Source organism: Chitinophaga horti, from assembly GCF_022867795.2.
Classification (GTDB): domain Bacteria; phylum Bacteroidota; class Bacteroidia; order Chitinophagales; family Chitinophagaceae; genus Chitinophaga; species Chitinophaga horti.
The window spans coordinates 6,247,501-6,272,893 of the sequence record NZ_CP107006.1; the positions used below are offsets into that span (position 1 = coordinate 6,247,501).

Genomic DNA, 25,393 nt, shown 5'->3' on the forward strand with positions numbered 1-25,393 from the left:
GGTTCGGCTGTTCGCCGATTAAAGTGGCACGTGAACTGGGTTCAGAACGTCGCAAGACAGTTCGGTCCCTATCTGTTGTGATCGTTAGTAAATTGAGAGGACATGACCTTAGTACGAGAGGACCGGGTCGTACGTACCGCTGGTGTATCTGTTGTGCCGCCAGGTGCAGTGCAGAGTAGCTATGTACGGACAGGATAAACGCTGAAAGCATCTAAGCGTGAAACCTTCCTTAAGATGAGTTTACTTTTAAGGGTCGTCGGAGACTACGACGTTGATAGGCTACAGGTGTAAAGGTGGTAACATCAAAGCCGAGTAGTACTAATTGCCCGTAAGCTTTAATTTTATTTTGATATCGTTGTACAACTATTCCCAATATGTAAAATATTAGTCTGAACATGGTCTAAAGATCATAGGATGTAAAGATCTTATGGTGGTTTTGCCGAGGGTGTTCACCTCTTCCCATTCCGAACAGAGAAGTTAAGCCCCTCATGGCCGATGGTACTGCACCACAATGCGGGAGAGTAGGTAGCCGCCATATTTATTTAAGAAAAGTCCCGGTGTATGCCGGGACTTTTTCTTTCTCTATAAGTGGAGGCCGCACTCAAACAGTCACCTCTGTCTTCTACACAAACACACACAAAGCTCTCATCAAGTCGGAAAAAAGATCTGCCAGATCACTTAAAAAGATCTGAAAGAAATTTTGTTGCAATGCATACAAGCTGTATCTTTGCAGTCCGCTTTGAAAAAAGCAATAATAGCTCTTAAATTATCGTCTTTTAGTTCATCATTACAGGTTGACAATCAGTCACTTATCATGTAAGTATCACTGAAAAATAATCTCAAAAAAAGATGAAATAAAAGTTGGAAGTAATGAAAAGTTTACTACCTTTGCACTCCCATCGAAACAGGGTGGTTCACAAAGAAAAGTTCTTCATTACATAACACAAGATGAAAGGCATCAAATGGATGGCCTTACAGGTTCGCAACCTGCTCATCTGCAAAAGTTTCTGCCGACAAGGTAATCCGTCACACTGATGAACGATCAGCAAACGGTTGGCCTGGTAAGAAATTAGCTCTTTGACATATTGGGAAACAAATAGTTGTATACTCGAAGTATCAATATTTTAAGATTTTTAAAGCGAATAAGGGCGCATGGTGGATGCCTAGGCTCTAGGAGGCGAAGAAGGACGTGGTAAGCTGCGATAAGCTACGGGGAACTGCAAACGAGTGCTATATCCGTAGATTTCCGAATGGGACAACCCAGTACACTGAAGGTGTATTACCCGCAAGGGGGCCAACGCAGGGAACTGAAACATCTAAGTACCTGCAGGAAAAGAAAATAAATTAATGATTCCCTAAGTAGTGGCGAGCGAACGGGGAAGAGCCCAAACCGGTACGAAGCAATTCTTACCGGGGTTGTAGGACCTCATTTAGAAAGTCAGATCAAGCTGAATCATCTGGAAAGATGGACCATAGCAGGTGATAGTCCTGTAGGCAGAAATTCTGATGGACGAGGGGTATCCTGAGTAGCGCGGGACCGGAGGAATCCTGTGTGAAACTGCCAGCACCATCTGGTAAGGCTAAATACTCCCTAGAGACCGATAGTGAACCAGTACCGTAAGGGAAAGGTGAAAAGCACTTCGAACAGAAGAGTGAAATAGTTCCTGAAACCGTGCGCCTACAAGCGGTCGGAGCATAGTAATATGTGACGGCGTGCCTTTTGCATAATGAGCCTACGAGTTACTCCTCACTGGCGAGGTTAAGGTCTTCAGTACCGGAGCCGAAGCGAAAGCGAGTTCTAACAGAGCGCTTAGTCAGTGGGGGTAGACGCGAAACTTTGTGATCTATCCATGGGCAGGTTGAAGGTTTGGTAACACAAACTGGAGGACCGAACTCATTAGCGTTGAAAAGCTATGGGATGACCTGTGGATAGGGGTGAAAGGCCAATCAAACTGAGAGATAGCTCGTTCTCCCCGAAATGTTTTTAGGAACAGCCTTGGATTACAGACGTATCATAGAGGTAGAGCTACTAATTGGGCTAGGGGGCTTCACCGCCTACCAAACCCTAATAAACTCCGAATGCTATGATATACTCTCCAGGAGTGAGGCTGCGGGCGCTAAGGTCCGTGGCCGAGAGGGAAATAACCCAGATTAACAGCTAAGGTCCCTAAACGTATGTTAAGTTGAACAAACGAAGTTCAAACCCTAAAACAGCCAGGATGTTGGCTTGGAAGCAGCCATTCATTTAAAGAGTGCGTAACAGCTCACTGGTCGAGGGTTTGGGCACGGAAAATAATCGGGCATCAAACATACTACCGAAGCTTTAGGATTGTACGTAAGTATGATCGGTAGGGGAGCATTCCAATCTGCATCGAAGGTGTGTCGCGAGGCATGCTGGAGCGTTTGGAAAAGAAAATGTAGGCATAAGTAACGATAAAAAAGATGAAAAATCTTTTCGCCGTAAGACTAAGGGTTCCTGATCAACGCTAATCGGATCAGGGTTAGTCGGGTCCTTAGGCAAACCCGAGAGGGGTAGCTGATGGCAAACTGGTGAATATTCCAGTACCTGTTATAATTTCGATGGGGTGACGGAGTAGTGAAAGGATCGCGCACTTACGGAATAGTGCGTTAAAGGGTGTAGTTATAGGTTGTGTTGGAAAATCCGCACGATTTGATGAACCTGATAGTACAGCAAAGCTTCGGCGGCGCTGATAGTATCCCTAAACAGACTTCCAAGAAAACCCTCTAAGGTTAGGTTATAACAGCCCGTACCGTAAACCGACACAGGTAGTCGAGGAGAATATCCTAAGGCGCTCGAGTGATCCGTGGTAAAGGAACTAGGCAAATTGACGCTGTAACTTCGGGATAAGGCGTACCGCAGTAATGCGGTCTCAGTAAAATGGTGCAACCAACTGTTTAACAAAAACACAGGGCCCTGCAAAATCGTAAGATGACGTATAGAGCCTGATACCTGCCCGGTGCTGGAAGGTTAAGGAAGGATGTTCGGCGCAAGCCAAAGCTTCTGACTGAAGCCCCAGTAAACGGCGGCCGTAACTATAACGGTCCTAAGGTAGCGAAATTCCTTGTCGGGTAAGTTCCGACCTGCACGAATGGTCTAATGAGTTGCACACTGTCTCTACCACGAGCTCGGTGAAATTGTAGTATCGGTGAAGATGCCGGTTAATCGCAACGGGACGGAAAGACCCCGTGAACCTTCACTACAACTTAACATTGATTTTGAACCACAGATGTGTAGGATAGTTGGGAGACTATGAAGCGGCTTCGCCAGGAGTCGTGGAGTCAACGTTGAAATACCAACCTTCTGTTGTTTAGAGTCTAACCCGTGTAACGGGGACATTGTTTGGTGGGTAGTTTGACTGGGGTGGTCGCCTCCTAAAAAGTAACGGAGGCTCGCAAAGGTACCCTCAGTACGGTTGGTAATCGTACGTAGAGCGCATTAGTATAAGGGTGCTTGACTGTGAGGCCAACAAGCCGAGCAGGTGCGAAAGCAGGCTAAAGTGATCCGGCGGTTCTGTATGGAAGGGCCGTCGCTCAAAGGATAAAAGGTACTCCGGGGATAACAGGCTGATCTCCCCCAAGAGCTCATATCGACGGGGAGGTTTGGCACCTCGATGTCGGTTCGTCACATCCTGGGGCTGGAGAAGGTCCCAAGGGTTCGGCTGTTCGCCGATTAAAGTGGCACGTGAACTGGGTTCAGAACGTCGCAAGACAGTTCGGTCCCTATCTGTTGTGATCGTTAGTAAATTGAGAGGACATGACCTTAGTACGAGAGGACCGGGTCGTACGTACCGCTGGTGTATCTGTTGTGCCGCCAGGTGCAGTGCAGAGTAGCTATGTACGGACAGGATAAACGCTGAAAGCATCTAAGCGTGAAACCTTCCTTAAGATGAGTTTACTTTTAAGGGTCGTCGGAGACTACGACGTTGATAGGCTACAGGTGTAAAGGTGGTAACATCAAAGCCGAGTAGTACTAATTGCCCGTAAGCTTTAATTTTATTTTGATATCGTTGTACAACTATTCCCAATATGTAAAATATTAGTCTGAACATGGTCTAAAGATCATAGGATGTAAAGATCTTATGGTGGTTTTGCCGAGGGTGTTCACCTCTTCCCATTCCGAACAGAGAAGTTAAGCCCCTCATGGCCGATGGTACTGCACCACAATGCGGGAGAGTAGGTAGCCGCCATATTTATTTAAGAAAGCCTCATCGTGAAAACGGTGAGGCTTTCTTGTTTTCCCACATATCGTCTGCTACGCATATTCAGTGCGTGGTAATCCCCGATCTTCACTCCCCAAATAAGAGCCAAATGAAGAAATTAACTGGAAAAATTGCCGTCGTTGCCGGTGCGACGCGCGGCGCAGGCCGCGGTATCGCCTGCATGTTAGGTGAAGCCGGCGCCACCGTTTATTGCACAGGGCGTAGCTCAAGAAAAAATCCGCCGACTCCCGAACGCCCCGAAACAATTGAAGAAACCGCAGAAATGGTGACCGCTTACGGCGGGATAGGTATTCCCGTACAGGTAGATCATAGCGATGAAGAACAAGTGCAACAGTTATTTGAACTCATACGCACACAACATGGGAAGATCGACATCCTGGTGAATGATATATGGGGTGGAGATGTGTTAATCGAGTTTGGTAAACCATTCTGGGAGCTAAAACTCGAGAATGGTTTCGCGGCGATACAGAATGCGATTTTTACCCACCTTATTACCAGCCGATATGCAGTACCCCTCATGTTAGAAAACAAGGGCAGCATCATATTCGAGATCACGGACGGCGATGGCTTCTTTTATCGCGGTAACCTGATTTATGACTTCATTAAGACGTCCATAATCAGAGTGGCATTTGGCATGGCACAAGAGCTGCGGCCGCACGGTGTTACGGCACTCTCCGTTACTCCGGGATTTCTACGCTCAGAAGCTATGCTGGAATTATTCGGTGTTACAGAGGATAACTGGCAGGATGGAGCGAAGAAAGATAAGAACTTTATCTCCTCAGAAACACCTTACTATGTTGGTAGGGGAGTGGCAGCCTTAGCCAGTGATCCTGATGTGTTCTGCAAGACAGGCCGTGTGTTCAGTTCATGGGTGTTAGCCCGCGAATACGGATTAGTAGACATTGATGGCAGGCAACCGCTTTGGGATGAACATGTAGAGAAGGAGGCGAAAGCTTACCGCTACAAAAAGCTTGATGACGCGTTCTACGACTATTGGAAATTCGAAGGCGGCAACAAAGTGCTGGGATTAGAATGGACCGACGAGGAGCAGAAAGCGTAAAGCAGCTAAAGCGTGGGAAAAAGCCTGAATCTGTCTGACATAAACGGGCGGTATGAAGGTTTTTTTAATGATTGAACAGCCGGCGCTATCAAGTACGTATAAAGGGTTGTTCATCAGAGATGAATTAGGGGCGCAAGGGGCTTGTTGAACGACTGCTGCGCTATCAGGTACGTATAAAAGGGTTGTTCATCTGAGATGAATTAGGCGCGCAAGGGGCTTGTTGAACGACTGCTGCGCTATCAGGTACGTATAAAAGGGTTGTTCATCAGAGATGAACCAGGCGCGCAGAGGCTTCTTGAACGACTGCTGCGCTATCAGGTACGTATAAAATGGTTGTTCATCTGATATGAATTAGGGTGCAGGGGCTTCTTGAGCGACTGCTGCGCTATCAAATATCTACTAAAGGGAGGCTGTTTTATATGAGATAGATAACGGCGCAAGACTCCCGTAAACGCCTAGAAGCCCGATCATCAAATCTAAATAAAAGAGGCTGCTCATCAATTATGAGACAGCCTCTTTCTATTATCTATCAGTAATTACTGAGCGTTAAAGGGAAAGTCTGTAATTGCTGCTGCAGTTACTTTTTCCTGTTTGCCGGTGACCATATTTTTGATACTCACCATTCCTTCCTGCGCTTCACTGTCCCCAATAATAGCAACGAAAGGAATCTCGCGCTTGTTCGCATATTTCATCTGCTTGTCCATCTTGGCATTCTCATGGAACAACTCGGCCGCCACCCCTTTTTCGCGAAGCGCGATAATATGTTGATAGGCCGTTTTGATATGTTGGTCGCCTGTGTACAGGAATATCACTTTTGTCGATTGCTGCGCTGTAGCGGGGAAGAGTTGCATTTCTTCCAATACATCGTAAATGCGATCTACACCAAAAGAAATTCCGACGCCTGAAAGACCGGGTAAGCCAAACAATCCTGTGAGATCATCATAACGTCCACCGCCGCCAATGCTGCCGATCTTTACTACTTCCGGGGCGCGTGCTTCGATGATGATGCCAGTGTAGTAATTCAAACCGCGGGCCAGGGTAAGATCAATTACGGGATGGCTGCTGTAGGTCGTTAATTCGTTGTTGAGTACAAATGTTAGTTCCTCAATGCCCTTAAGGCCAGTGGGAGAGTCTTTCAATACTTCCTTCAGGCGTTCGAGCTTTTCGTCGTTTGTACCATCGATAGAAATGAAGTCTTCTACGATCGCAACTTCAGCTTCGTTTAAACCACGGTCAGTCAGCTCTTTTCTAACACCTTCGATGCCGATTTTATCGAGCTTATCGATCGAGATGGTAATATCAGTCAGTAAGTCGGGGCGTTTAACAAGTTCGGCCAGGCCACCCAGTATTTTACGATTGTTTACGCGCAGGGCAAAACCCTGCAGTCCCAGTTTAGTGAATACCGTATCGTAAATCTTGAGGAGTTCGATTTCGTTGATCAGGGAGGAACTACCCACCACGTCCGCATCACACTGATAAAATTCGCGGTAACGACCACGTGCGGGACGATCACCACGCCAAACCGGCTGAATCTGGTAGCGTTTGAATGGAAAGGTGAGTTCGTTCTGGTTCATTACCACATAACGGGCGAACGGAATCGTGAGATCATACTTCAACGCTTTTTCGCAAAGCAGATTGCCCAGTTCGCGGCTGTCCTTTGCTTGTTGCGCACGACCGAGAATATCACCGTTGTCAAGGATCTTGAAGATCAGTTTATCGCCTTCCTCCCCATACTTCCCGTTAAGTGTGGTAAGGTTTTCCATCGCTGGTGTTTCCAAAGGTTGGAAGCCAAACAGCTCGAATGTATTACGAATGGTTTGCAGTATATAGTTTCTTTTTCTTACCACCGCAGGGCCAAAATCACGGGTACCTTTGGGTATGCTGGGTTTTACCATTATTATAAATTATACGCGTTTAACAGATTGTTTATTTAGAATATTCAGCAGCTGTAACGATTCGTTTGCAGCCATTGAGGATGAGCTGATACACGGGCTCGAACAACGCATCGTCGTACCAGGGATCGGGAACCGGTTGTTGTTGATCCAATAAGAGCTGCACCTTATTACGATCTTCTTCGCTGCGGCTCTTACCCAATACATCTCTGTAGTTGTTAAGGTCCATCACGAAAATGCGATCGAAGTTGTCGAAGTCGGCAGTTTGGAACTGTCGGCCGCGGAGACCGGAGATATCGATGCCATGCTTGCGGGCTACCTGTACTGAACGGGGATCGGGGGGATCACCAACGTGCCAGTTGCCTGTTCCGGCAGAATCTACCGTCCACCCAAGCCGCTGCTCAGTCGCGAGGTGTCTCATAATGCCTTCTGCCAGCGGCGATCGGCAGATATTTCCCAGGCACACCATCAAAATTCTCATCGTAAAAATTCTTTTTTGTGCCTATCACAAGGCTTTTCCAGGCGCAAACCTACATGTTTTTCAGGTAAGTGCATAGTAAACGTACGTGCTCCCTGGCGCTGGCGATATGGAAATGTGCAGGCTGCGCATCTTAATATAAACACCTTATTCCGCGACTCATGAAAGCAAAATCTTTACATAGTAAGAAAATCGATAAAATAAATAGCTGGAGGATACAGCGACTCGCACGGCTACATGCTTTTTATCGCCGGCTCATGTATCGCTTCTCGGGTGTCGCAATGTTTTCGGTATTACTGACGGTTTTAATGACAGGTCCTTACGCTTGCGTGAAAATCGACATGATTAAAAAAGCACCGACAGTTAAACCGAAAGTGAATAGTTCAATTTCGATTTCCGGTAGGTAAGATAAGTCAGCCGTCAACAACAGCGGTTTCAGAAGGTAAAAAACAAGCTCCGCTGGTCGCCCGCCAGGATAGGTGGTAAATTTAAAAGTGATATTTTAACCTTCCTATAAAGTTTATACTAGTTAATTAAAACTATTTTTTTGTATACTTGTAATTCGCAGAACTATGCAAAACGAAGGATCATACAGCAACAACGAAAGAAGAAACTTGCAATACCGCCCTATCGGGGAAGTGGTACGGGGAATATTTTTTATTCTCTTTGGGCTTTTTGCCTTTTTTGCAGAACAGTTAGGAATGGGCGAGTTTAGGTTGCCGACCAATGTCATCTATATAGTAGGAGGAATCCTATGCGCATACGGCCTGTTCCGTGTGATCAATGGCGCGAGGAAATTATTATCTAAATAAGCGAAAGGGAAACTAGTATGAAATTGAGGTTTAACTACCGGACGGGCATTTTATTGCTATTGGCGACCGCATCGTTCTTGATTGCTTGCTCGGATAATAAATCCGTTAAAAAACAAGATACACCAACATCGGGCGAGATCCGTATCTCGGTAGATGAAACGTTTAAACCATTGATGGAAGCGGAACTGAAGGTATTTCAGTCGATATACCCGAAAACGCACATCACTGCAGAATATAAGCCGGAAGCAGATTGTTTCAAAGATCTGTTCAGCGACAGTTCCCGTATGATTATAGTAACACGGGAGCTGAATAATGAGGAGAAGGAGTATTTCAAAAAGGTGAACATCAAGCCAAGAAGTATGCTACTGGCCTGGGACGCACTGGCGCTGGTAACGAATAATGAAAATCCTGACTCGATCTTTACAATGCAACAGGTGCGCGAGATCATGGCAGGTACCAGCCAGCGTAAATGGCAGCTGGTGTTTGACAATGAAAAATCCAGCACGGTGAGGTTCATTGTCGACTCGATCAACAAAGGCAAACCTTTACCACCGCAGACCATGTCTGCCAAAGGAAATGCAGAGGTGATCGACTATGTTTCAAAGAATAAAGACGCGATAGGCGTAATTGGTGTGAACTGGATTTCAGATACGGACGATTACGAAGCTATCGAGTTTACGAATAAAGTAAATGTGGTGAAGGTACGTGCCGACTATGGGTCTGAATTTGTACAGCCTTACCAACTTTATATTGCATCGAGATCTTATCCCTTAGTGAGAGGAATGTTTTTCATTCTCAAAGAACCGCACCAGGGGCTGGGTTCAGGGTTCGCCACTTTTCTCGGAAGCCAGGAAGGCCAACTGTTGATCAGGCGATTTAAATTATTCCCGGCCCGCTCGAATGTGGTGTTCAGGGATGCGACCATAAAATAAAAGCTAAACACATAAACACAACTTTAAAAAACCGATTGCTCATGAACAGAAAGAACTGTTTGATTGCTGCGTTGCTTTGCCTTTCCGGTAGTGCAATGGCCCAATCTGTAGAAGACGGGCTGAAGAATTTGTACTACGAAAAGTACCAATCTGCGAAGCAGGATTTTGAAAAGGTGATAGCCGCGAAACCTACTGAAGACAAGGCTTACTATTACCTGGGTATTGCGGAACTCGGCCTGGAAAACAAAGCTGGTGCTGTAGCAGCATTTCAGAAAGGACTTACTGCTGTACCTAACTCGCCATTGTTAACTGCCGGTTTAGGCCGCATTGACCTGATCGATGGTAAAGTAGAAGCAGCAAAACAAAAGTTTGAGGCTGCCAGCACAGCAACTGAAGGCCGCAATGGCGACGTGGCCCGCGCTATCGCTGATGCTAACTCAGAAATAAAAGGCGGCGACAGGGGTTATGCACTTTCCGTAATGGAAAAACTGCTGAACAACGAAGGCCGTAAAAAGAAAGAAGTATACAACGCAACAGCTGCTGATTACATCGAGCTGGGCGACGCATACAGAATGCTGGGTGGTGAAAACGGCGGTAAAGCCATCACTACTTACGAAAAGGCACTGGAGCTGGACGCGAAAAACGCAGAAGCAGTAACCAAACAAGGTATTGTTAACTACAACGCCCGTTTGCTGCAAGACGCTGTTGCTTCCTGGACTAATGCTACCAATATGGACCCGAACTATGCACCGGCATTCCAGGAGCTGTTTGAGTTCTACTTCACACCGAAGCCCAACCAGTTTTCTGTAGAACATGCTAAAAACTACCTGCAGAAATACCTGGCAGTAGCTGACCCGGCCGATAAACTTAAAAACCAATACTGGCTGGCGTACATGAGCTACCTGAGTAACGATTACGCTGATGCTATCGCGAAAGGAACGGCTGCACTGGCAGAGGCGAATGAAGTGTACAAGCCTAAATTTTCGAGGCTCGTTGGATTGTCTCACCTCCTGAAAGGCGACTCTCTCACGGCACTCAAAGTTGCGGAAGATTATGCAAAATCTGTAGGCGAAGACAAACTCGAAGCACAGGATTATAAACTGATGCAGCAGATCTACGGAAAACTGCAATCCGCTGATTCTGCCACTCAGGCATCTTATACCCAGAAATCACTGGATTACCTGGAAAAATATGCAGAGGCAGACACTTCACGCGATGCAGAAAAATATATTACAGTAGCGGAAGCTTACAAAGCTGCAAATGCTTTAAGAAGAGCAGGCGACTGGTACACAAAAGCACTGGAAGCTAAAATAACTAATAAAGATCAGGTGAGCGCAATGGATTATTATAACCCAGGTAACGCTTACTACTATGGTAGCGCGGGTGGTACAGACACCGCTGCTCTGGATAAATCTCTGGCAGCATTCGCTTTACTGGCTGAAAAGTATCCTGATATCACTACTGGTCACTACTGGTCTGGCCGCGCTGCTGCTGCGAAAGACGTAGAAGCTAAAAGTGGTATTGCTAAGCCTTACTTCGAGAAATACATCTCTATGGCTGAAGGCGATCCGGCTAAAAACAAAACAGGTCTGATTACTGCTTACACCTACCTGATGGTATACTATTACAACCTGGAGGATAAAGCAAACCTGAAATCTTACATCGACAAAATTCTCCCACTGGACCCAGAAAATGGTACGGTGAAGGCGATCAACGATGCGATGAGCAAAACAACCGCAGCTCCTGCTAAAACTAGCGCAGCGGGTACTAAAGGAAAGTAATCGATAACTATTCCATATAGAGAGCAGCGTCCACCAGGGGCGCTGCTCTTTTTTATGCAGTAAAATGAAATTTTAACTAAACCGCAACCTTTCCAGCGTATTGACGGGCCATTTTGGCATGTTTTTTTAGATATAATTGAAATCTTTCCAGCTTTTTGACCAGCTTTTCAAAATTTGTTAAATTAAAGGGTAGATAGGATAGACTATACCGTGGAAAGGATTTTAAGGAAAACCATTAAACCGATTAATTCATGAAAAGGAAAAGTTTAACCATAGCGTTGCTGGCATTGGCAACAGGAGTTATGGCCCAATCCGTTGACGATGGGCTGAAGCATCTTTATTACGGAAAATATCAGTCAGCAAAACAAGACCTGGAAAAAGTAGTGGCTGCAAAGGCCAATGACGATAGGGGCTATTATTATCTCGGTATCGCCGAGTTAGGCCTTGAAAACCAGGCAGGTGCTGCTGCCGCTTTTCAGAAAGGCTTACAGGCTGTGCCTAATTCACCGCTGTTAACAGTGGGTGCGGGCCGTATCGACCTGTTGAAAGGCGATGCCGCTGCAGCTAAGCAAAAGTTTGAAACGGCTATTACAGCAACTAAAAATAAAAACGGAGAAGTAGCCCGCGCAGTAGCGGATGCTAATACCGAAGTTAAAGGTGGCGACCGTGCCTATGCATTGAAAGTAATGGAGACATTGCTGAACAATGAGGGCGCTAAGAAGAAGGAGATTTACAACGCCACCGCCGCCGATTACATCGAACTGGGTGATGCTTTGCGCTACCTCGGTGGTGAAAACGGTGGTAAGGCCATCGCTTCCTATGAGAAAGCGATCGATCTGGATCCTAAAAATGCAGAAGCGATCATGAAGCAAGGCCTCGTAAATTACAATGCTAAATTGAAGCAGCAGGCCCTGGGCGACTGGGTACGGGCAACGACAACCGATCCACAATATGGTCCGGCCTTCTTTGAACTGTATTCATTTTACTTCACGCCACGTGCCGACCAGCTGGATATTTCCAAAGCAAAAGATTACCTGCAGAAGTACCTGGCAGTAGCGGATCCGACCGACAAAGTGGGTAACGAATACTATTTGGCGGCCATCACCTTCTTTAACAAAGATTACGATGAGGCCATCAACAAGGCGAAAGCCTTGATGCCTGTAGCCAATGAAGTTTTCCAGGGTAAACTGACCCGCCTGATCGGCGACGCTTATCTGCAGAAAGGTGACTCTTTGAACGCACAGAAGACCATGGATGAGTATGTTGCCAAAGTGGGCGATGCCAAACTGGTAGTAGATGACTACAAGCTGCTCAGCGAAATCTATGGTCGCATGAAGTTCGCCGACTCTACTGCACAGGTGCAGAATGATACGAAAGCGCTTACTTACCTGGAAAAATATGCTACTTCCGATACGACCAAGGATGCGGACCGTTTCGAAAGTGTAGCGAAGGCATATGCTGCAGCTCACGTATATGATAAAGCCGGTGATTGGTACCAACGCCTGCTGGACCTGAAACTGGAAAAGAAGGAAAATCCATCCGCGATCGACTATTATAATGTCGGCTTGAACTATTACCGTGGCTCCGCCAGTGAGGCCGGAACCGACACCACGCTGTTGAATCGTGCAGACACTGCTTTTGGCCGCCTGGCAGAAAAGTTCCCGGATATTACCACCGGCCACTACTGGCGCGGGATGGCGAATGCCGGTAAGGACGTGGAGGCCAAAACGGGCGTAGCGCTGCCTTACTTCGAGAAGTACATCACCATGGCAGAAAGCGACCCTGCAAAGAACAAGGCAGGCCTGGTGAAAGCCTACACCTATATTATGGTATACTACTATAATACCGACGACAAGGCGAACCTCCAGAAGTATATGGACAAGGTTTTGCCGCTGGATCCGAACAATGAAGCGGCCAAAGCCATTAAAGAAAACCTGGCTTCCAAAACAGGAACAGGGGCCAAAGCCACAAAATAGCAGTTTGAACAGCTCAACGGCTGTTATAACACATAAGTAGGAAGGAGTTTTCACAGTTTTTTGAACGCTGTGAAAACTCCTTTCTGTTTCTAATAGAAATGTATTCATATCTGATTATATTACATATGCAAAAAAATAATTAGATTTTCCTCATTGTTCATTTGTATTTTGGTATAGTTACAGTATTTTTGCCTGATTGGAATTACATTTCAACTTATTAGGGGAAGCTTATGTCATTTGGAAGTGAAATTTTAACTGCTACAAATACTCCGTTCAGTTATTTTCCTATTGTGCTGCAAATGCTTGCGGCCCTGGGATTCGTAGCGATAACAATGGTGGCCACACACTTTCTCGGCCCTAAACGTAAAACCAGCGATAAACTGATCAACTTCGAGAGCGGTATCGAGCAGAAGGGTAATGCCCGTCAGCCGGTAGCGATCAAGTATTTTCTGACGGCAATTTTGTTTGTGTTGTTCGATGTGGAAGTGATCTTTTTCTACCCTTACGCTGTTAATTTCAGGGGATTAGGTTGGGACGGCTTTATGGCAATGCTGATGTTTGTCGGCTTTTTCGTAGGCGGTTTCATCTACATCTGGAAGAAAGGCGCTCTCATGTGGGAGGATTAAGGCACTTTACTTGCAGTACATTATCTGATAGGGAACTTTTTGAAACTTATATAAATCTCCCGCTCGGGAGGCTAGGAGGTAAATATGGCACGTCCGGTTCAATTTAATAATAAGGTGAAGATGGTAGAGGCGCCCCAGGGTTATGGCGGCGAAGGCTTTTTTGCCACCTCTTTTGATAAAGTGATTGGTTTGGCCAGGAAAAACTCCATCTGGCCGCTGCCCTTTGCAACTTCGTGCTGCGGCATCGAGTTCATGGCGACCATGGGTGCTCACTACGATCTGGCCCGCTTTGGTGCAGAACGTATGGGTTTTACCCCCCGTCAGTGTGATGTGTTGCTGGTAATGGGTACGATTTCTAAAAAGATGGGTCCTGTATTACGCCAGGTATACCTGCAAATGGCCGAGCCTCGTTGGGTAATCGCCGTGGGTGCCTGTGCGAGCAGCGGCGGTATTTTCGATACTTACTCTGTGCTGCAGGGCATTGACCAGGTGATACCGGTGGATGTATACGTTCCAGGTTGCCCTCCGCGCCCGGAAGCGATCCTGGATGGCTTTATGAAAGTGCAGGAGCTGGTGCATAACGAAAGTTTACGCCGCCGTCACTCCCCGCAGTACAAAGAGCTGATGAACTCCTACGGAATTGAATAGCACTGGCTTTATCCGACAGCCACAAGCATAGATAACTGTAATTGTATATTGTAATGTCCCTCACGAACGAACATATTAGAAGCAGGCTTGCAGAGAAGTTTGGTGATGCTATCACCCATGTGGAAGAGCCGTATGGCATGCTTACCTTCACTGCACCGAAAGAACTAAACCTGAAGGTGCTGCAGTTCCTGTACGACGAAGAAGACCTGAAGTTCAGGTTTATGACCGACCTCACTGGCGTACACTATCCCGACCAGGTGGGTGCCGAACTCGGCGTCGTTTATCATCTTAACAATATGCGCGACAATGTAAAGATCCGCTTTAAGGTATTTACGGCTGTTGCTGCACCACAGATATTTACCGCTACCCGCTTGTTTGAGGCGGCGAACTGGATGGAACGCGAAACGTATGACTTCTTTGGAATCGATTTCGTGGGCCACCCGAACCTGAAACGCATTCTCAATGTGGATGAAATGGATTACTTCCCGATGCGTAAGGAGTTTCCGCTGGAAGACCAGACCCGTATTGACAAAGACGACGAAATGTTTGGTCGCGGTACAATTGATAAACAGTAATTAGAAATAAGACGAAATGAGTAATGGAAAACAGATGAAGCCGTACCGATGGAGTGGTGATACACACGCCGGGGCCGCTGTATCTGCTTTCCATTTCCTTTTTATATCATAATAAAGGCTATGTCAGAGCAGCAACATATAAACCTGCCGGAAGGCTCGATTGAAAAGCAGACAACGACGCTGAACCTGGGTCCTACCCACCCGGCTACACACGGTGTATTCCAGAACGTTATGGAGCTGGACGGTGAAAGAGTGGTATCGACCGTTCCTACTGTAGGATATATTCACCGGGCTTTTGAGAAAATAGCTGAACGCCGGCCTTATTACCAGATTACGCCGCTGACGGACAGGCTTAACTACTGTTCTTCTCCCATCAACAATATTGGCTGGCACCTGACGGTGGAAAAGCTGCTGGGTATTGAAACGCCTAAGCGTGTGGATTACCTGCGCGTGATCATCATGGAACTGGCGCGTATTGCAGACCACCTGATCTGTAACTCTGTAATCGGGGTGGACAGTGGTGCGTTTACGGGCTTCCTGTACGTGATGCAGTACCGCGAGTTGATTTATGAAATTTACGAAGAAGTATGTGGTTCGCGCCTCACGACTAACATTGGTCGTATCGGCGGTTTCGAAAGAAACTTTACGCCCACTGCTTTTGCTAAAATAGAAAAGTTCCTGAACGAGTATCCGGACGTGTTGCGTGAGTTTGAAAAACTCTTTAACCGTAACCGCATATTCATGGAACGTACGATCGGCGTTGGACCTATCTCCGGCGAAAGAGCGCTGAACTACGGCTTTACAGGACCTAACCTGCGTGCGACCGGCGTTGACTACGACGTACGTGTGGCGCAGCCTTACAGCTCTTACCAGGATTTTGATTTCACGATTCCTGTAGGTTCTACGGGCGATACGTACGATCGTTTCCTGGTGCGTAACGGTGAAATGTGGCAGAGCCTCAGCATCATCCGCCAGGCGATGGACAAAGTGAAATCGCTGCCGGCAGATGTTTTTCATGCGGATGTACCTGCGTACTACCTGCCTGAGAAAGAGGATGTGTATACAAAGATGGAAGCGCTGATCTATCACTTTAAGATCGTGATGGGTGAGACGGAAATATTACCTGGTGAAGTGTATCACGCAGTAGAAGGCGGCAACGGCGAACTGGGTTACTACCTGATCAGTGATGGTGGCCGCTCTCCCTACAGGCTGCACTTCCGCCGGCCGTGCTTTATTTACTACCAGGCTTATCCTGAACTGGTGAAAGGTGCCATGCTGAGCGATGCGATCATTTGTATGAGTAGCCTGAACCTGATTGCAGGTGAGCTGGACGCGTAAAGATTATTAGCGAAATAAATTACAAACTCGAAGGGGTTTATTATGATACAATTTTCTGAAGAGAAGCTGAATAAAGTAAAGGAGATCATGGCACGCTACCCGGAGGGGAAGCAGAAAAGTGCGCTGATACCGGTGTTGCACCTGGCGCAGGAAGCATTTGGCGGCTGGTTAAGCTCCGATACGATGGATTATGTAGCAAGCCTGCTGCAGATCACCAACATCGAAGTGTACGAGGTGGCAACCTTTTACAGCATGTTTAACCTGCAACCCGTAGGCAAGTACCTGTTTGAAGTTTGTCAGACTGGACCCTGCATGGTTAACGGTTCCGACCAGATCATTGACTACATTAAACAGAAGCTGGGCATTGGCGTTGGTGAAACCACCCCCGATGGCCTTTTTACTTTAAAGACGGTAGAGTGCCTGGGCGCCTGCGGTTACGCACCTATGATGCAGCTGGGCAAACATTACCGCGAGCACCTGACGCCTGCAAAAGTAGATGCCATCATCGACGAGTGCAGAGCGAAAGCCGGGAATTAAGCATAAGCTGAAGTGTGCGACGCAACGGAGGTTGAATAGTATTACCAAAGCTGATCTCATAAAGAAAGAAAATATAACAACGCTAACAGCGGAGAACATGGGACGAAAATTATTGCTAGACAAAGCGCATATAGAAGGCATCCGGTATTACGACGTATACCGGAAGAACGGAGGTTATGCAGCGGCTGAAAAGGCCCTGAAGTCCATGACGACCGACCAGGTGCTGGACGAAGTGAAAAAGAGCGGCCTGCGTGGTCGTGGTGGTGCGGGCTTCCCGACGGGATTGAAATGGAGCTTTATCGCCAAACCGGAAGGTGTTCCCCGTTACCTGGTGTGCAACGCGGACGAATCTGAACCAGGTACGTTCAAAGACCGTTACCTGATGGAGTTTCTCCCTCACCTGCTGATCGAAGGCCTGTTGATTTCGAGCTATACACTCGGTGCCAACAGCACTTATATATACATCCGTGGCGAATATGCGTGGATTCCGGATATCCTGGAAGAAGCGATTGCCGAAGCCAAGAAGAACGGCTGGCTGGGTAAAAACATCCAGGGTACCGGCTTCGATCTTGAAATATATGTACAACGCGGCGGCGGCGCTTACATCTGCGGCGAAGAAACAGCGCTCATCGAATCACTCGAAGGTAAGCGCGGTAACCCAAGACTGAAACCACCATTCCCGGCGGTGAAAGGTTTGTGGCAGTCGCCTACCGTGGTAAACAACGTAGAAACACTGGCGGCCGTAGTGCCGATCATCAATATTGGTGGTGAAGAGTATGCAAAGATTGGTGTTGGTAAATCAACCGGCACGAAACTTATTTCTGCATGCGGCAACATCAACAAACCTGGTGTGTATGAAATAGACATGACCATCAGCGTGGAAGAATTTATTTATTCTGAAGAATACTGCGGCGGCATTCCTAACGGCAAACGCCTGAAGGCTTGTATCCCCGGCGGATCTTCCGTACCCATCCTGCCTGCTAACCTGTTGCTGACTACCGCAAAAGGAGAGAAGCGTATGATGAACTACGAAAGCCTGAACGACGGTGGTTTTGCTACCGGAACTATGATGGGATCGGGCGGTTTCATTGTGCTGGACGAAGACCAATGCGTGGTTCGTCACACCCTGAGCCTCGCACGCTTCTATCACCACGAAAGCTGCGGACAGTGTAGCCCTTGCCGTGAAGGTACCGGCTGGATGAAACGTGTGTTGTTGAACATCGAGAACGGTAAAGGTAAAATGAGCGATATCGATCTGCTGTGGGACATCCAACGTAAGATCGAGGGTAATACGATTTGTCCGCTGGGTGATGCGGCGGCCTGGCCGGTAGCGGCGGCGATCCGTCACTTCCGTGACGAGTTCGAGTGGCATATTACGCACCCGGAAGAAGCGCTGAAACGCAACTTCGGACTGGCACACTACGCCGATCCATTACCGGTACCACAGCCTGTAGCCTAATTAGCAAACATGACGCGCCGATGCGCGAAAAAATATAAGTCATTATTATGGCGGAAGAAAAGAAATTATTCAAAGTTACGATCGACAATATCTCTGTTGAGGTAGAGCCGGGCACCACCATCCTGAATGCTGCCCGCCAGATTGGAGGAGATATAGTGCCCCCGGCTATGTGCTATTACAGCAAGTTGCAGGGGAGTGGCGGTAAATGCCGTACCTGCCTGGTAAAAGTGAGCAAAGGTTCTGAAGCAGATCCGCGCCCTATGCCTAAGCTGGTGGCCAGCTGCCGTACTACCGTAATGGACGGTATGGAAGTAGCCAACATCACCTCTCCCGAAGTAATTGAAGCCCGTAAAGGTGTAGTAGAGATATTACTGCTGAACCACCCACTGGACTGTCCCATTTGTGACCAGGCTGGTGAGTGTCATCTACAGGACCTTAGCTACGAGCATGGTGTAAGCGCAACCCGTTACGAGTTTAAGCGCCGCACGTTCGATAAAGTGGACCTGGGCGACAAGATCCAGCTGCACATGACGCGTTGCATTCTTTGCTACCGTTGCGTATTTACAGCCGATCAGCTCACCGAGAAACGCGAGCACGGCGTACTGGGGCGTGGTGAACATGCCGAAATCGGTACTTATATTAAAGAATCACTGGATAACGACTTTATCGGCAACGTGATCGACGTTTGCCCGGTAGGCGCCCTTACCGATAAAACCTTCCGTTTCAAAAACCGCGTATGGTTCCTGAAGCCGGTAGATGCACACCGCAACTGCGAAAATCCGAAGTGCTGTGGTAAAACCACGCTTTGGATGAGAGGCGAAGAAGTGTTTCGTGTAACCGCCCGTAAAGATGTGTATGGAGAAGTGGAAGCCTTTATCTGCGATACCTGCCGCTTCGATAAAAAGGAAGCGAAAGACTGGGTAGTGGAAGGTCCGCGTAACATCAGCCGCTCCAGCGTTATTTCCCAGAATCACTATGTAAAAACAGTGAAGCCGCAGGAAACCATCGAGAAGGTACTGGATGGCCGCAAGCCGAAACTGCTGATGGACATTCACACAGTGAGCGAGGTAAACCGTCCGGGAATTGACTTGTCGCAGATCGAAGGTCCGGCGCATTCCGATGACTTTAATAAGAAAGGAGTTCAATAATTGATTTATGCAGTTCATGGGAATAGATTTAGTATTCGTTCTTGAAAAAATATTGCTGATATCTGCCGTACTGGCTGTATCGCTGGTGGTGGCCATGTATTGCACCTGGGGCGAACGTAAAGTAGCGGGCTGGATACAGGACCGTATTGGTCCCGATCGTGCGGGTCCGCTGGGGTTATTGCAACCGCTCGCGGATGGTGGTAAACTCTTCTTCAAAGAAGAAATTATCCCTTCGAACGCTAACCGCTTTTTGTTCGTACTGGGTCCGTCCCTGGCGATGCTAACCGCTTGTATGACCGGCGCCGTTATTCCCTGGGGAGATGTGCTCACCATTGGTGACATGCAGGTGTCGTTGCAGGTGGCGGACATCAACGTAGGCATTCTTTACATCTTCGGCGTAGTGAGTTTAGGTGTATATGGAATTATGATCGGCGGCTGGGCGTCCAATAACAAATTCTCCCTGCTGGCGGCCGTTCGCGGTGCTTCGCAGATCATCAGTTATGAGCTGGCAATGGGTATGTCGCTGATTGCGCTGCTCATGCTTACCCAAACACTGAGCCTGAAGGAGATCGTTGAGCAACAGCGTGAAGGTTACTGGAACATCGTTTACCAGCCACTGGGCTTTTTACTGTTCCTGATCTGTGCGTTTGCCGAATGTAACCGTGCTCCGTTTGACCTTCCCGAAGCAGAGAACGAATTGAACGGTGGTTATCACCTGGAGTATTCGTCGATGAAACTGGGTTTCTTCCTGTTCGCGGAGTATATCAACATGTTTATCAGTTCTGCGCTGATGGCGACCCTCTACTTCGGTGGTTACGCCTTCCCATTCATGGACGAGCTGGGGCTGAGCGGCAACGTAGTAACGATACTCGGCATCGTGGCCTTGTTCCTTAAAACGTTCGCTTTCATCTTCTTCTTCATGTGGGTAAGATGGACGCTGCCAAGGTTCCGTTACGACCAGCTGATGAAACTGGGTTGGAAAGTACTGATTCCACTGGCGCTGCTGAATATGTTACTGACAGGTGGATTTATCCTGTGGCAACAGAGCTAAAATAAATTGAGCAACAACATTGACTGAGAAAGTCATCAATATAAACTAATTGAGATGGAAGCATTAACTAACAGGTCGCAGGCAGTAGACAGAAGTCCGATGAACTTCTGGGAAAGACTTTACCTGCCCGCTATTTTCAAAGGTTTGGGCATTACGTTCAAACACCTGTTCAGGAAAAAGGCAACCGTAAGGTTCCCTGAAGAGAAAAGACAGTTCAGCCCCGTTTTCCGCGGACTGCACATCCTGAACCGCGATGAAGAAGGACGCGAGCGTTGCACTGCCTGTGGTTTGTGCGCAGTGGCTTGTCCGGCCGAGGCCATTACCATGGAAGCGGCAGAACGTAAGGAGGGTGAAGAAAACCTGTATCGTGAAGAGAAGTATGCAGCGCGTTATGAGATCAATATGCTGCGTTGCATTTTCTGTGGTTTCTGCGAAGAGGCCTGTCCGAAAGAGGCGATCTATATGACCGAAACATTTGCGCCGGCGAACTACCAGCGTAAAGGTTTCATTTACGGAAAAGACGATCTGCTGATCCCCGATCCTAAAGCAAAAGCGTAACTGAAAATTTATAAGCGAGAAAATGAGTTTACAAGAGATCATTTTTATTGTTCTGTCGATCGTGTCCATCGTGACGGCGCTGGGCGTTATCATCAGTAAGAACCCGGTGAATAGTGTGTTATCGCTGATCGTACTGTTCTTTTCCATCACCTGCCACTACATTATGCTGAATGCGCAGTTCCTGGCGATCGTGAACTTTATTGTTTACATGGGCGCCATCATGGTACTGTTCCTGTTCGTGATCATGCTGTTAAACCTTAATGCCGAGCTGGAGCCGCAGAAGCGTAACTGGCTGAAGTATGCAGGGGCTATCAGCGGTGGTGCGCTGTTGCTGGTGATTACCGGTGTATTACGTTCCGCCAGCATGGCATCGCTCGATATGGAGAATGCCAGCGAAATCGGTTTGATCCAGAACCTGGGTCACACATTGTTTTCACAGTACGTGGTGCCGTTCGAGATCAGCAGCATCCTGTTCTTAACCGCCATGGTAGGTGCTGTGGTACTGGGTAAAAAAGACTAACATTCAATCTAACAGAAACATATTATGCCGGTTCAGTATTACATCTTTTTAAGCATAGCGCTGTTTTGCATCGGGGTGATGGGCGTGTTGATCCGCAGGAACGCTATCGTCATTTTTATGTGCATTGAGCTGATGCTGAATGCCGTAAACCTCTTGCTGGTGGCTTTTTCCAAAATGTGGGTGGATGCAGGTCGTATTGATGCGGCAGCTGCACAGTTATTCGTGTTCTTTATCATGGTGGTAGCCGCTGCTGAAGTAACAGTAGGTTTGGCCGTTATCGTGATGATGTACCGTAACGCACATTCTGTAGACATCAACATATTAAACAGGTTAAAGAACTAACCCTCACGGGTCTTTACCGTAACTGTAATTTCGTAATTAGTATTTGAGCAAATGATACATCTTGTTTGGCTGGTTCCTTTACTGCCGCTGTTAGGCTTTCTGATCAATGGGCTGGGAAGGAAAAGTTTATCCAAATCGTTGGTAGGCATTATTGGTAGCGGCGCTATTATCGCCGGTTTTGTGATCAGCCTGCTCATATTCCTCGACGTGAGAACACCGGGTTTCACTACAGAGGTAGTAACCTTGTTCGACTTCATTTCCGTAGGTAGCCTCAGCATTCCGTTTGCTTTCCAGGTGGACCAGCTGAGCGCGTTGTTCCTGCTGATCATCACGGGCGTAGGTTCCCTCATTCACATTTATTCCACTTCCTACATGCACGAGGAAAGTAACGAAGGTTTTGCCCGTTACTTCGCTTACCTCAACCTGTTCGTATTCTCTATGCTGTTGCTGGTGCTGGGCGCCAACTACGTAATGATGTTCATCGGCTGGGAGGGTGTAGGTTTATGTTCTTACCTGTTGATCGGTTTCTGGTTTAAAAATCCCAGTTACAATAAAGCAGCTAAGAAAGCCTTTGTGATGAACCGCATTGGTGACCTTGGCTTTTTGCTCGGTATTTTCCTGATGATCGCCAACTTTGGTTCTGTAACCTTCCCTGAAGTGTTTGCGCAGGCAAAGGAGCTGGGACTGAACAGTGGTGTGCTGATGGCGATCGCCGCCCTGCTGTTTGTAGGTGCGAGGTAAATCGGCACAGGTACCTTTATACACCTGGCTACCCGATGCGATGGCGGGTCCAACCCCGGTATCGGCCCTGATACACGCGGCGACGATGGTTACGGCCGGTATCTATATGGTGGCCCGCAGCAACGTGATTTATTCTTTGTCGCCCTGCGTACAGATGGTAGTGGCTGTTATCGGCCTGGTAACTGCCCTGCTGGCGGCTTCTATCGCACTGAAACAAAACGATATTAAAAAAGTACTGGCTTACTCCACCGTGAGTCAGCTGGGTTATATGTTCATCGCCCTCGGCGTTGGCGCTTATACCGCTGCTGTTTTCCACGTGATGACGCACGCATTCTTCAAAGCCCTGTTGTTCCTCGGTTCCGGCAGTGTTATTCACGCGATGGGTGGCGAGCAGGATATTCGTAAGATGGGTAACCTCAAAAAGTGGATGCCGATTACCAATATCACCTTCCTGATCGGCTGCCTGGCGATTGCCGGTATTCCTGGTCTGTCGGGCTTCTTCTCTAAAGATGAAATTCTGGCGCATGCATTTGTATCGAACAAGGTGATTTACGCAGGCGCGCTTATCGGCGCACTGATGACCGCCTTCTACATGTTCCGCCTGTATTATATTACCTTCTGCGGACAGTTCCGCGGCACACACGAGCAGGAACATCACCTGCACGAAAGCCCGGTAGCTATTACTTTCCCGCTGATTGTACTGGCCATCCTTTCTGTAATTGGTGGTTATGTAGGCATGCCTGCTGCATTCGGCGTACCGAACCTGCTGCAAGGTTACCTGCACCCGATCTTCGAAGGCGCACACGTAACAGAACATGGTCACTTAAGCCATTCGATGGAATGGATACTGATGGGCATCAGCTCCGGACTGGTGATCGTAACGATCCTTTTTGCGCGCAGCAAATTTATTAACTACAAGGACAGCGGTGTGGCTAACACCGGCATCTCTAAAATATTGGAGAACAAATGGTATGTGGATGAATTGTACGATGCTGTCATCGTAAAGCCACTTATCGCTTTATCCCGTTTCTTCCAGGACGTGATCGAACGTTCGGGTATTGACGGATTGGTGAACGGTGTTGGTAAAGGCGTAAAATGGAGCGGCCGCCAGGCGAGACTGTTGCAAAACGGTCTGGTAGGCTTCTACATCTTTGCGATGGTATTAGGTATGATCCTCCTGTTAGTGATCAGTATGTTTTTATAATAGTTGGTAGTAAGATAAATTATGTTGACAGTATTACTAATATTGATCCCTTTGGTAGCAGGCCTGATCGCATTCGGCCTTAAAGGGACGGGCGCTAAGGTGCTGAGTTTAATTGCTTCCATTGCCACCCTGGCAGTGGGCGTTGGCGCCTGGGCACAGTTCGGGTCGCAGGGGGCGGAGAGCCTTCGCTTCACGGCTGAATGGATTCCACAGCTGGGCAGCCAGTTTAACGTAGGCGTAGACGGTATGGGCCTTATGTTATGCCTGCTTACCGCCATCTCTTTCCCGCTGATTTTTATTACCATTTATACCCGTGAATACGAGCAGCCCAATGCCTTTTATGGTTTGATGCTGCTGTCGCAGGCCGGTCTGATGGGCGTGTTTACCGCTTATGACGCCCTGCTGTTCTACGTGTTCTGGGAGCTGGCGCTGATCCCCGTTTACTTCCTCTGCTCTATGTGGGGTGGTGAGAAAAGGATCGCCGTTACCTTTAAGTTCTTCATCTACACCTTTATCGGCTCGTTGCTGATGCTGGTGGGACTGATTTACATCTATACACAAACACAGTCGTTCGAGTGGAGCGCGTTTACCTCGCTCACTATGGCGCAGAATGAGCAGAGCTGGTTGTTCTGGCTGTTCTTCGTTGCCTTTGCGATCAAGATGCCTGTGTTCCCGTTCCATACCTGGCAGCCCGATACTTACGAGCAGTCGCCTACACCGGTAACAATGGTGCTTTCGGGCATCATGGTGAAGATGGGCCTGTTCGGTGTGGTGCGCTGGCTGTTGCCGGTATTACCACTCGGCGCGTACATGTGGGCGGAAGTAGCCATGGTACTGTCGATTATCGGCATCATCTACGCTTCCTGCATAGCGATGCTGCAGCAGGACATCAAAAAACTGATCGCTTATTCTTCTATCGCACACATCGGTCTCATGGCGGCGGCAATTTTCGCTAACAACGAACAGAGCCTCCAGGGCATGCAGGTGCAGATGTTTAACCACGGTATCAACATCATCGGCCTCTGGATCATCGTAGAGATCATCCAGCAAAGATTACATATCAAGAACCTGAACGAAATGGGCGGCATTGCCACGGTAGCACCACGTATGGCGATCTTCCTGGTGGTGATCAGCTTCGCGAATATCGCGCTGCCGCTTACCAACGGTTTTATTGGCGAGTTCCTGATGTTCAGCGGCCTGTTCCAGTATAACGTTTGGTTCGCCGCCGTAGCCTGTCTCGGTATCATCCTTTCCGCCGTGTACACACTCAACATGGTGCAGAAAGTGATTTTCGGCGAAGCGAATACCCTTACCGGTACCTTCACCGATCTTAAAGCCGGCGAAACATTCTCCCTGACCGTGATCGTGGCCATCATCCTGGTGCTGGGCGTATATCCTAAACCGCTGCTGGAACTGGTATCGCAGACAACCGTTTGGCTCGATAAAGTGATTTGATATTAGTTGATAAAGAACA

General features: G+C 47.8%; 21 protein-coding genes and 4 rRNA genes (1 of these 25 cut by a window edge). 23 read left to right on the forward strand and 2 right to left on the reverse strand.

Annotated elements, in window-relative coordinates:
- The 5 genes from MKQ68_RS25520 to MKQ68_RS25540 form a co-directional block, all read left to right on the forward strand.
- Positions 1-342, forward strand: a 23S ribosomal RNA gene (locus MKQ68_RS25520); it begins 2,541 nt to the left of the window's first position.
- 84 nt (positions 343-426) lie between these two features.
- Positions 427-538, forward strand: a 5S ribosomal RNA gene (gene rrf, locus MKQ68_RS25525).
- A 594-nt stretch (positions 539-1,132) separates the two neighbouring features.
- A 23S ribosomal RNA gene (locus MKQ68_RS25530) occupies positions 1,133-4,015 on the forward strand.
- Positions 4,016-4,099: 84 nt separating this feature from the next.
- A 5S ribosomal RNA gene (rrf, locus tag MKQ68_RS25535) occupies positions 4,100-4,211 on the forward strand.
- A 118-nt stretch (positions 4,212-4,329) separates the two neighbouring features.
- On the forward strand, positions 4,330-5,301 hold the full coding sequence (locus MKQ68_RS25540) for an SDR family oxidoreductase (RefSeq protein WP_244841072.1): 972 nt from the start codon (positions 4,330-4,332) through the stop codon (positions 5,299-5,301).
- 536 nt (positions 5,302-5,837) lie between these two features.
- On the opposite strand, the gene hisS is transcribed toward MKQ68_RS25540, so the two are convergent.
- Both hisS and MKQ68_RS25550 read right to left on the reverse strand, forming a co-directional pair.
- Entirely contained in the window at positions 5,838-7,196 is a 1,359-nt protein-coding gene (gene hisS / locus MKQ68_RS25545) for a histidine--tRNA ligase (RefSeq protein WP_244841071.1), read from the reverse strand.
- A 31-nt stretch (positions 7,197-7,227) separates the two neighbouring features.
- Positions 7,228-7,674 (reverse strand): low molecular weight protein-tyrosine-phosphatase, encoded by a 447-nt coding sequence (locus tag MKQ68_RS25550; protein WP_264281511.1) that lies wholly within the window; start codon positions 7,672-7,674, stop codon positions 7,228-7,230.
- 569 nt (positions 7,675-8,243) lie between these two features.
- On the opposite strand from MKQ68_RS25550, the gene MKQ68_RS25555 reads away from it, so the two are divergent.
- The 18 genes from MKQ68_RS25555 to MKQ68_RS25640 all read left to right on the forward strand — a co-directional run bounded on the left by MKQ68_RS25555 (position 8,244) and on the right by MKQ68_RS25640 (position 25,374).
- Positions 8,244-8,483, forward strand: a complete 240-nt coding sequence (locus MKQ68_RS25555) for a hypothetical protein (RefSeq protein WP_264281512.1) — start codon at positions 8,244-8,246, stop codon at positions 8,481-8,483.
- Positions 8,484-8,500: 17 nt separating this feature from the next.
- Positions 8,501-9,415, forward strand: coding sequence for a PstS family phosphate ABC transporter substrate-binding protein (locus MKQ68_RS25560; RefSeq protein ID WP_264281513.1), 915 nt, complete (start codon positions 8,501-8,503; stop codon positions 9,413-9,415).
- A gap of 41 nt (positions 9,416-9,456) precedes the next feature.
- A complete protein-coding gene (locus MKQ68_RS25565; RefSeq protein ID WP_244841068.1) occupies positions 9,457-11,196 on the forward strand; it encodes a tetratricopeptide repeat protein in 1,740 nt (579 codons plus the stop codon).
- Between the two features lie 251 nt (positions 11,197-11,447).
- The gene (locus tag MKQ68_RS25570; RefSeq protein WP_244841067.1) at positions 11,448-13,172 is read left to right on the forward strand and encodes a tetratricopeptide repeat protein; all 1,725 of its coding nucleotides are present in this window, start codon (positions 11,448-11,450) and stop codon (positions 13,170-13,172) included.
- 299 nt (positions 13,173-13,471) lie between these two features.
- Positions 13,472-13,798 (forward strand): NADH-quinone oxidoreductase subunit A, encoded by a 327-nt coding sequence (locus MKQ68_RS25575; protein WP_244841239.1) that lies wholly within the window; start codon positions 13,472-13,474, stop codon positions 13,796-13,798.
- A gap of 84 nt (positions 13,799-13,882) precedes the next feature.
- The gene (locus MKQ68_RS25580; protein ID WP_264281514.1) at positions 13,883-14,446 is read left to right on the forward strand and encodes an NADH-quinone oxidoreductase subunit B; all 564 of its coding nucleotides are present in this window, start codon (positions 13,883-13,885) and stop codon (positions 14,444-14,446) included.
- A 53-nt stretch (positions 14,447-14,499) separates the two neighbouring features.
- Complete coding sequence (locus MKQ68_RS25585) at positions 14,500-15,021, forward strand: NADH-quinone oxidoreductase subunit C (RefSeq protein WP_244841066.1); 522 nt, start codon at positions 14,500-14,502, stop codon at positions 15,019-15,021.
- A gap of 120 nt (positions 15,022-15,141) precedes the next feature.
- Positions 15,142-16,359, forward strand: coding sequence for an NADH-quinone oxidoreductase subunit D (locus MKQ68_RS25590; RefSeq protein ID WP_264281515.1), 1,218 nt, complete (start codon positions 15,142-15,144; stop codon positions 16,357-16,359).
- 42 nt (positions 16,360-16,401) lie between these two features.
- Entirely contained in the window at positions 16,402-16,896 is a 495-nt protein-coding gene (gene nuoE / locus MKQ68_RS25595) for an NADH-quinone oxidoreductase subunit NuoE (RefSeq protein ID WP_264281516.1), read from the forward strand.
- Between the two features lie 97 nt (positions 16,897-16,993).
- Positions 16,994-18,355 (forward strand): NADH-quinone oxidoreductase subunit NuoF, encoded by a 1,362-nt coding sequence (gene nuoF, locus MKQ68_RS25600; RefSeq protein WP_264281517.1) that lies wholly within the window; start codon positions 16,994-16,996, stop codon positions 18,353-18,355.
- A 47-nt stretch (positions 18,356-18,402) separates the two neighbouring features.
- Positions 18,403-19,503, forward strand: a complete 1,101-nt coding sequence (locus tag MKQ68_RS25605; RefSeq protein WP_244841061.1) for an NADH-quinone oxidoreductase subunit G — start codon at positions 18,403-18,405, stop codon at positions 19,501-19,503.
- Positions 19,504-19,519: 16 nt separating this feature from the next.
- On the forward strand, positions 19,520-20,554 hold the full coding sequence (gene nuoH / locus MKQ68_RS25610; RefSeq protein WP_264281518.1) for an NADH-quinone oxidoreductase subunit NuoH: 1,035 nt from the start codon (positions 19,520-19,522) through the stop codon (positions 20,552-20,554).
- Positions 20,555-20,608: 54 nt separating this feature from the next.
- Positions 20,609-21,112 carry an NADH-quinone oxidoreductase subunit NuoI gene (gene nuoI, locus MKQ68_RS25615; protein ID WP_244841060.1) on the forward strand — a complete coding sequence of 168 codons (504 nt, stop codon included), beginning with the start codon at positions 20,609-20,611 and terminating at the stop codon, positions 21,110-21,112.
- A gap of 22 nt (positions 21,113-21,134) precedes the next feature.
- Entirely contained in the window at positions 21,135-21,632 is a 498-nt protein-coding gene (locus MKQ68_RS25620) for an NADH-quinone oxidoreductase subunit J family protein (RefSeq protein WP_244841059.1), read from the forward strand.
- Between the two features lie 24 nt (positions 21,633-21,656).
- The gene (gene nuoK, locus MKQ68_RS25625) at positions 21,657-21,974 is read left to right on the forward strand and encodes an NADH-quinone oxidoreductase subunit NuoK (protein ID WP_244841058.1); all 318 of its coding nucleotides are present in this window, start codon (positions 21,657-21,659) and stop codon (positions 21,972-21,974) included.
- 51 nt (positions 21,975-22,025) lie between these two features.
- The gene (locus MKQ68_RS25630) at positions 22,026-22,715 is read left to right on the forward strand and encodes a proton-conducting transporter transmembrane domain-containing protein (protein ID WP_264281521.1); all 690 of its coding nucleotides are present in this window, start codon (positions 22,026-22,028) and stop codon (positions 22,713-22,715) included.
- Between the two features lie 40 nt (positions 22,716-22,755).
- Positions 22,756-23,919, forward strand: a complete 1,164-nt coding sequence (locus MKQ68_RS25635) for an NADH-quinone oxidoreductase subunit L (RefSeq protein WP_264281522.1) — start codon at positions 22,756-22,758, stop codon at positions 23,917-23,919.
- Positions 23,920-23,940: 21 nt separating this feature from the next.
- Positions 23,941-25,374 (forward strand): complex I subunit 4 family protein, encoded by a 1,434-nt coding sequence (locus MKQ68_RS25640; RefSeq protein ID WP_264281523.1) that lies wholly within the window; start codon positions 23,941-23,943, stop codon positions 25,372-25,374.
- The last annotated feature ends 19 nt before the right edge of the window (positions 25,375-25,393 follow it).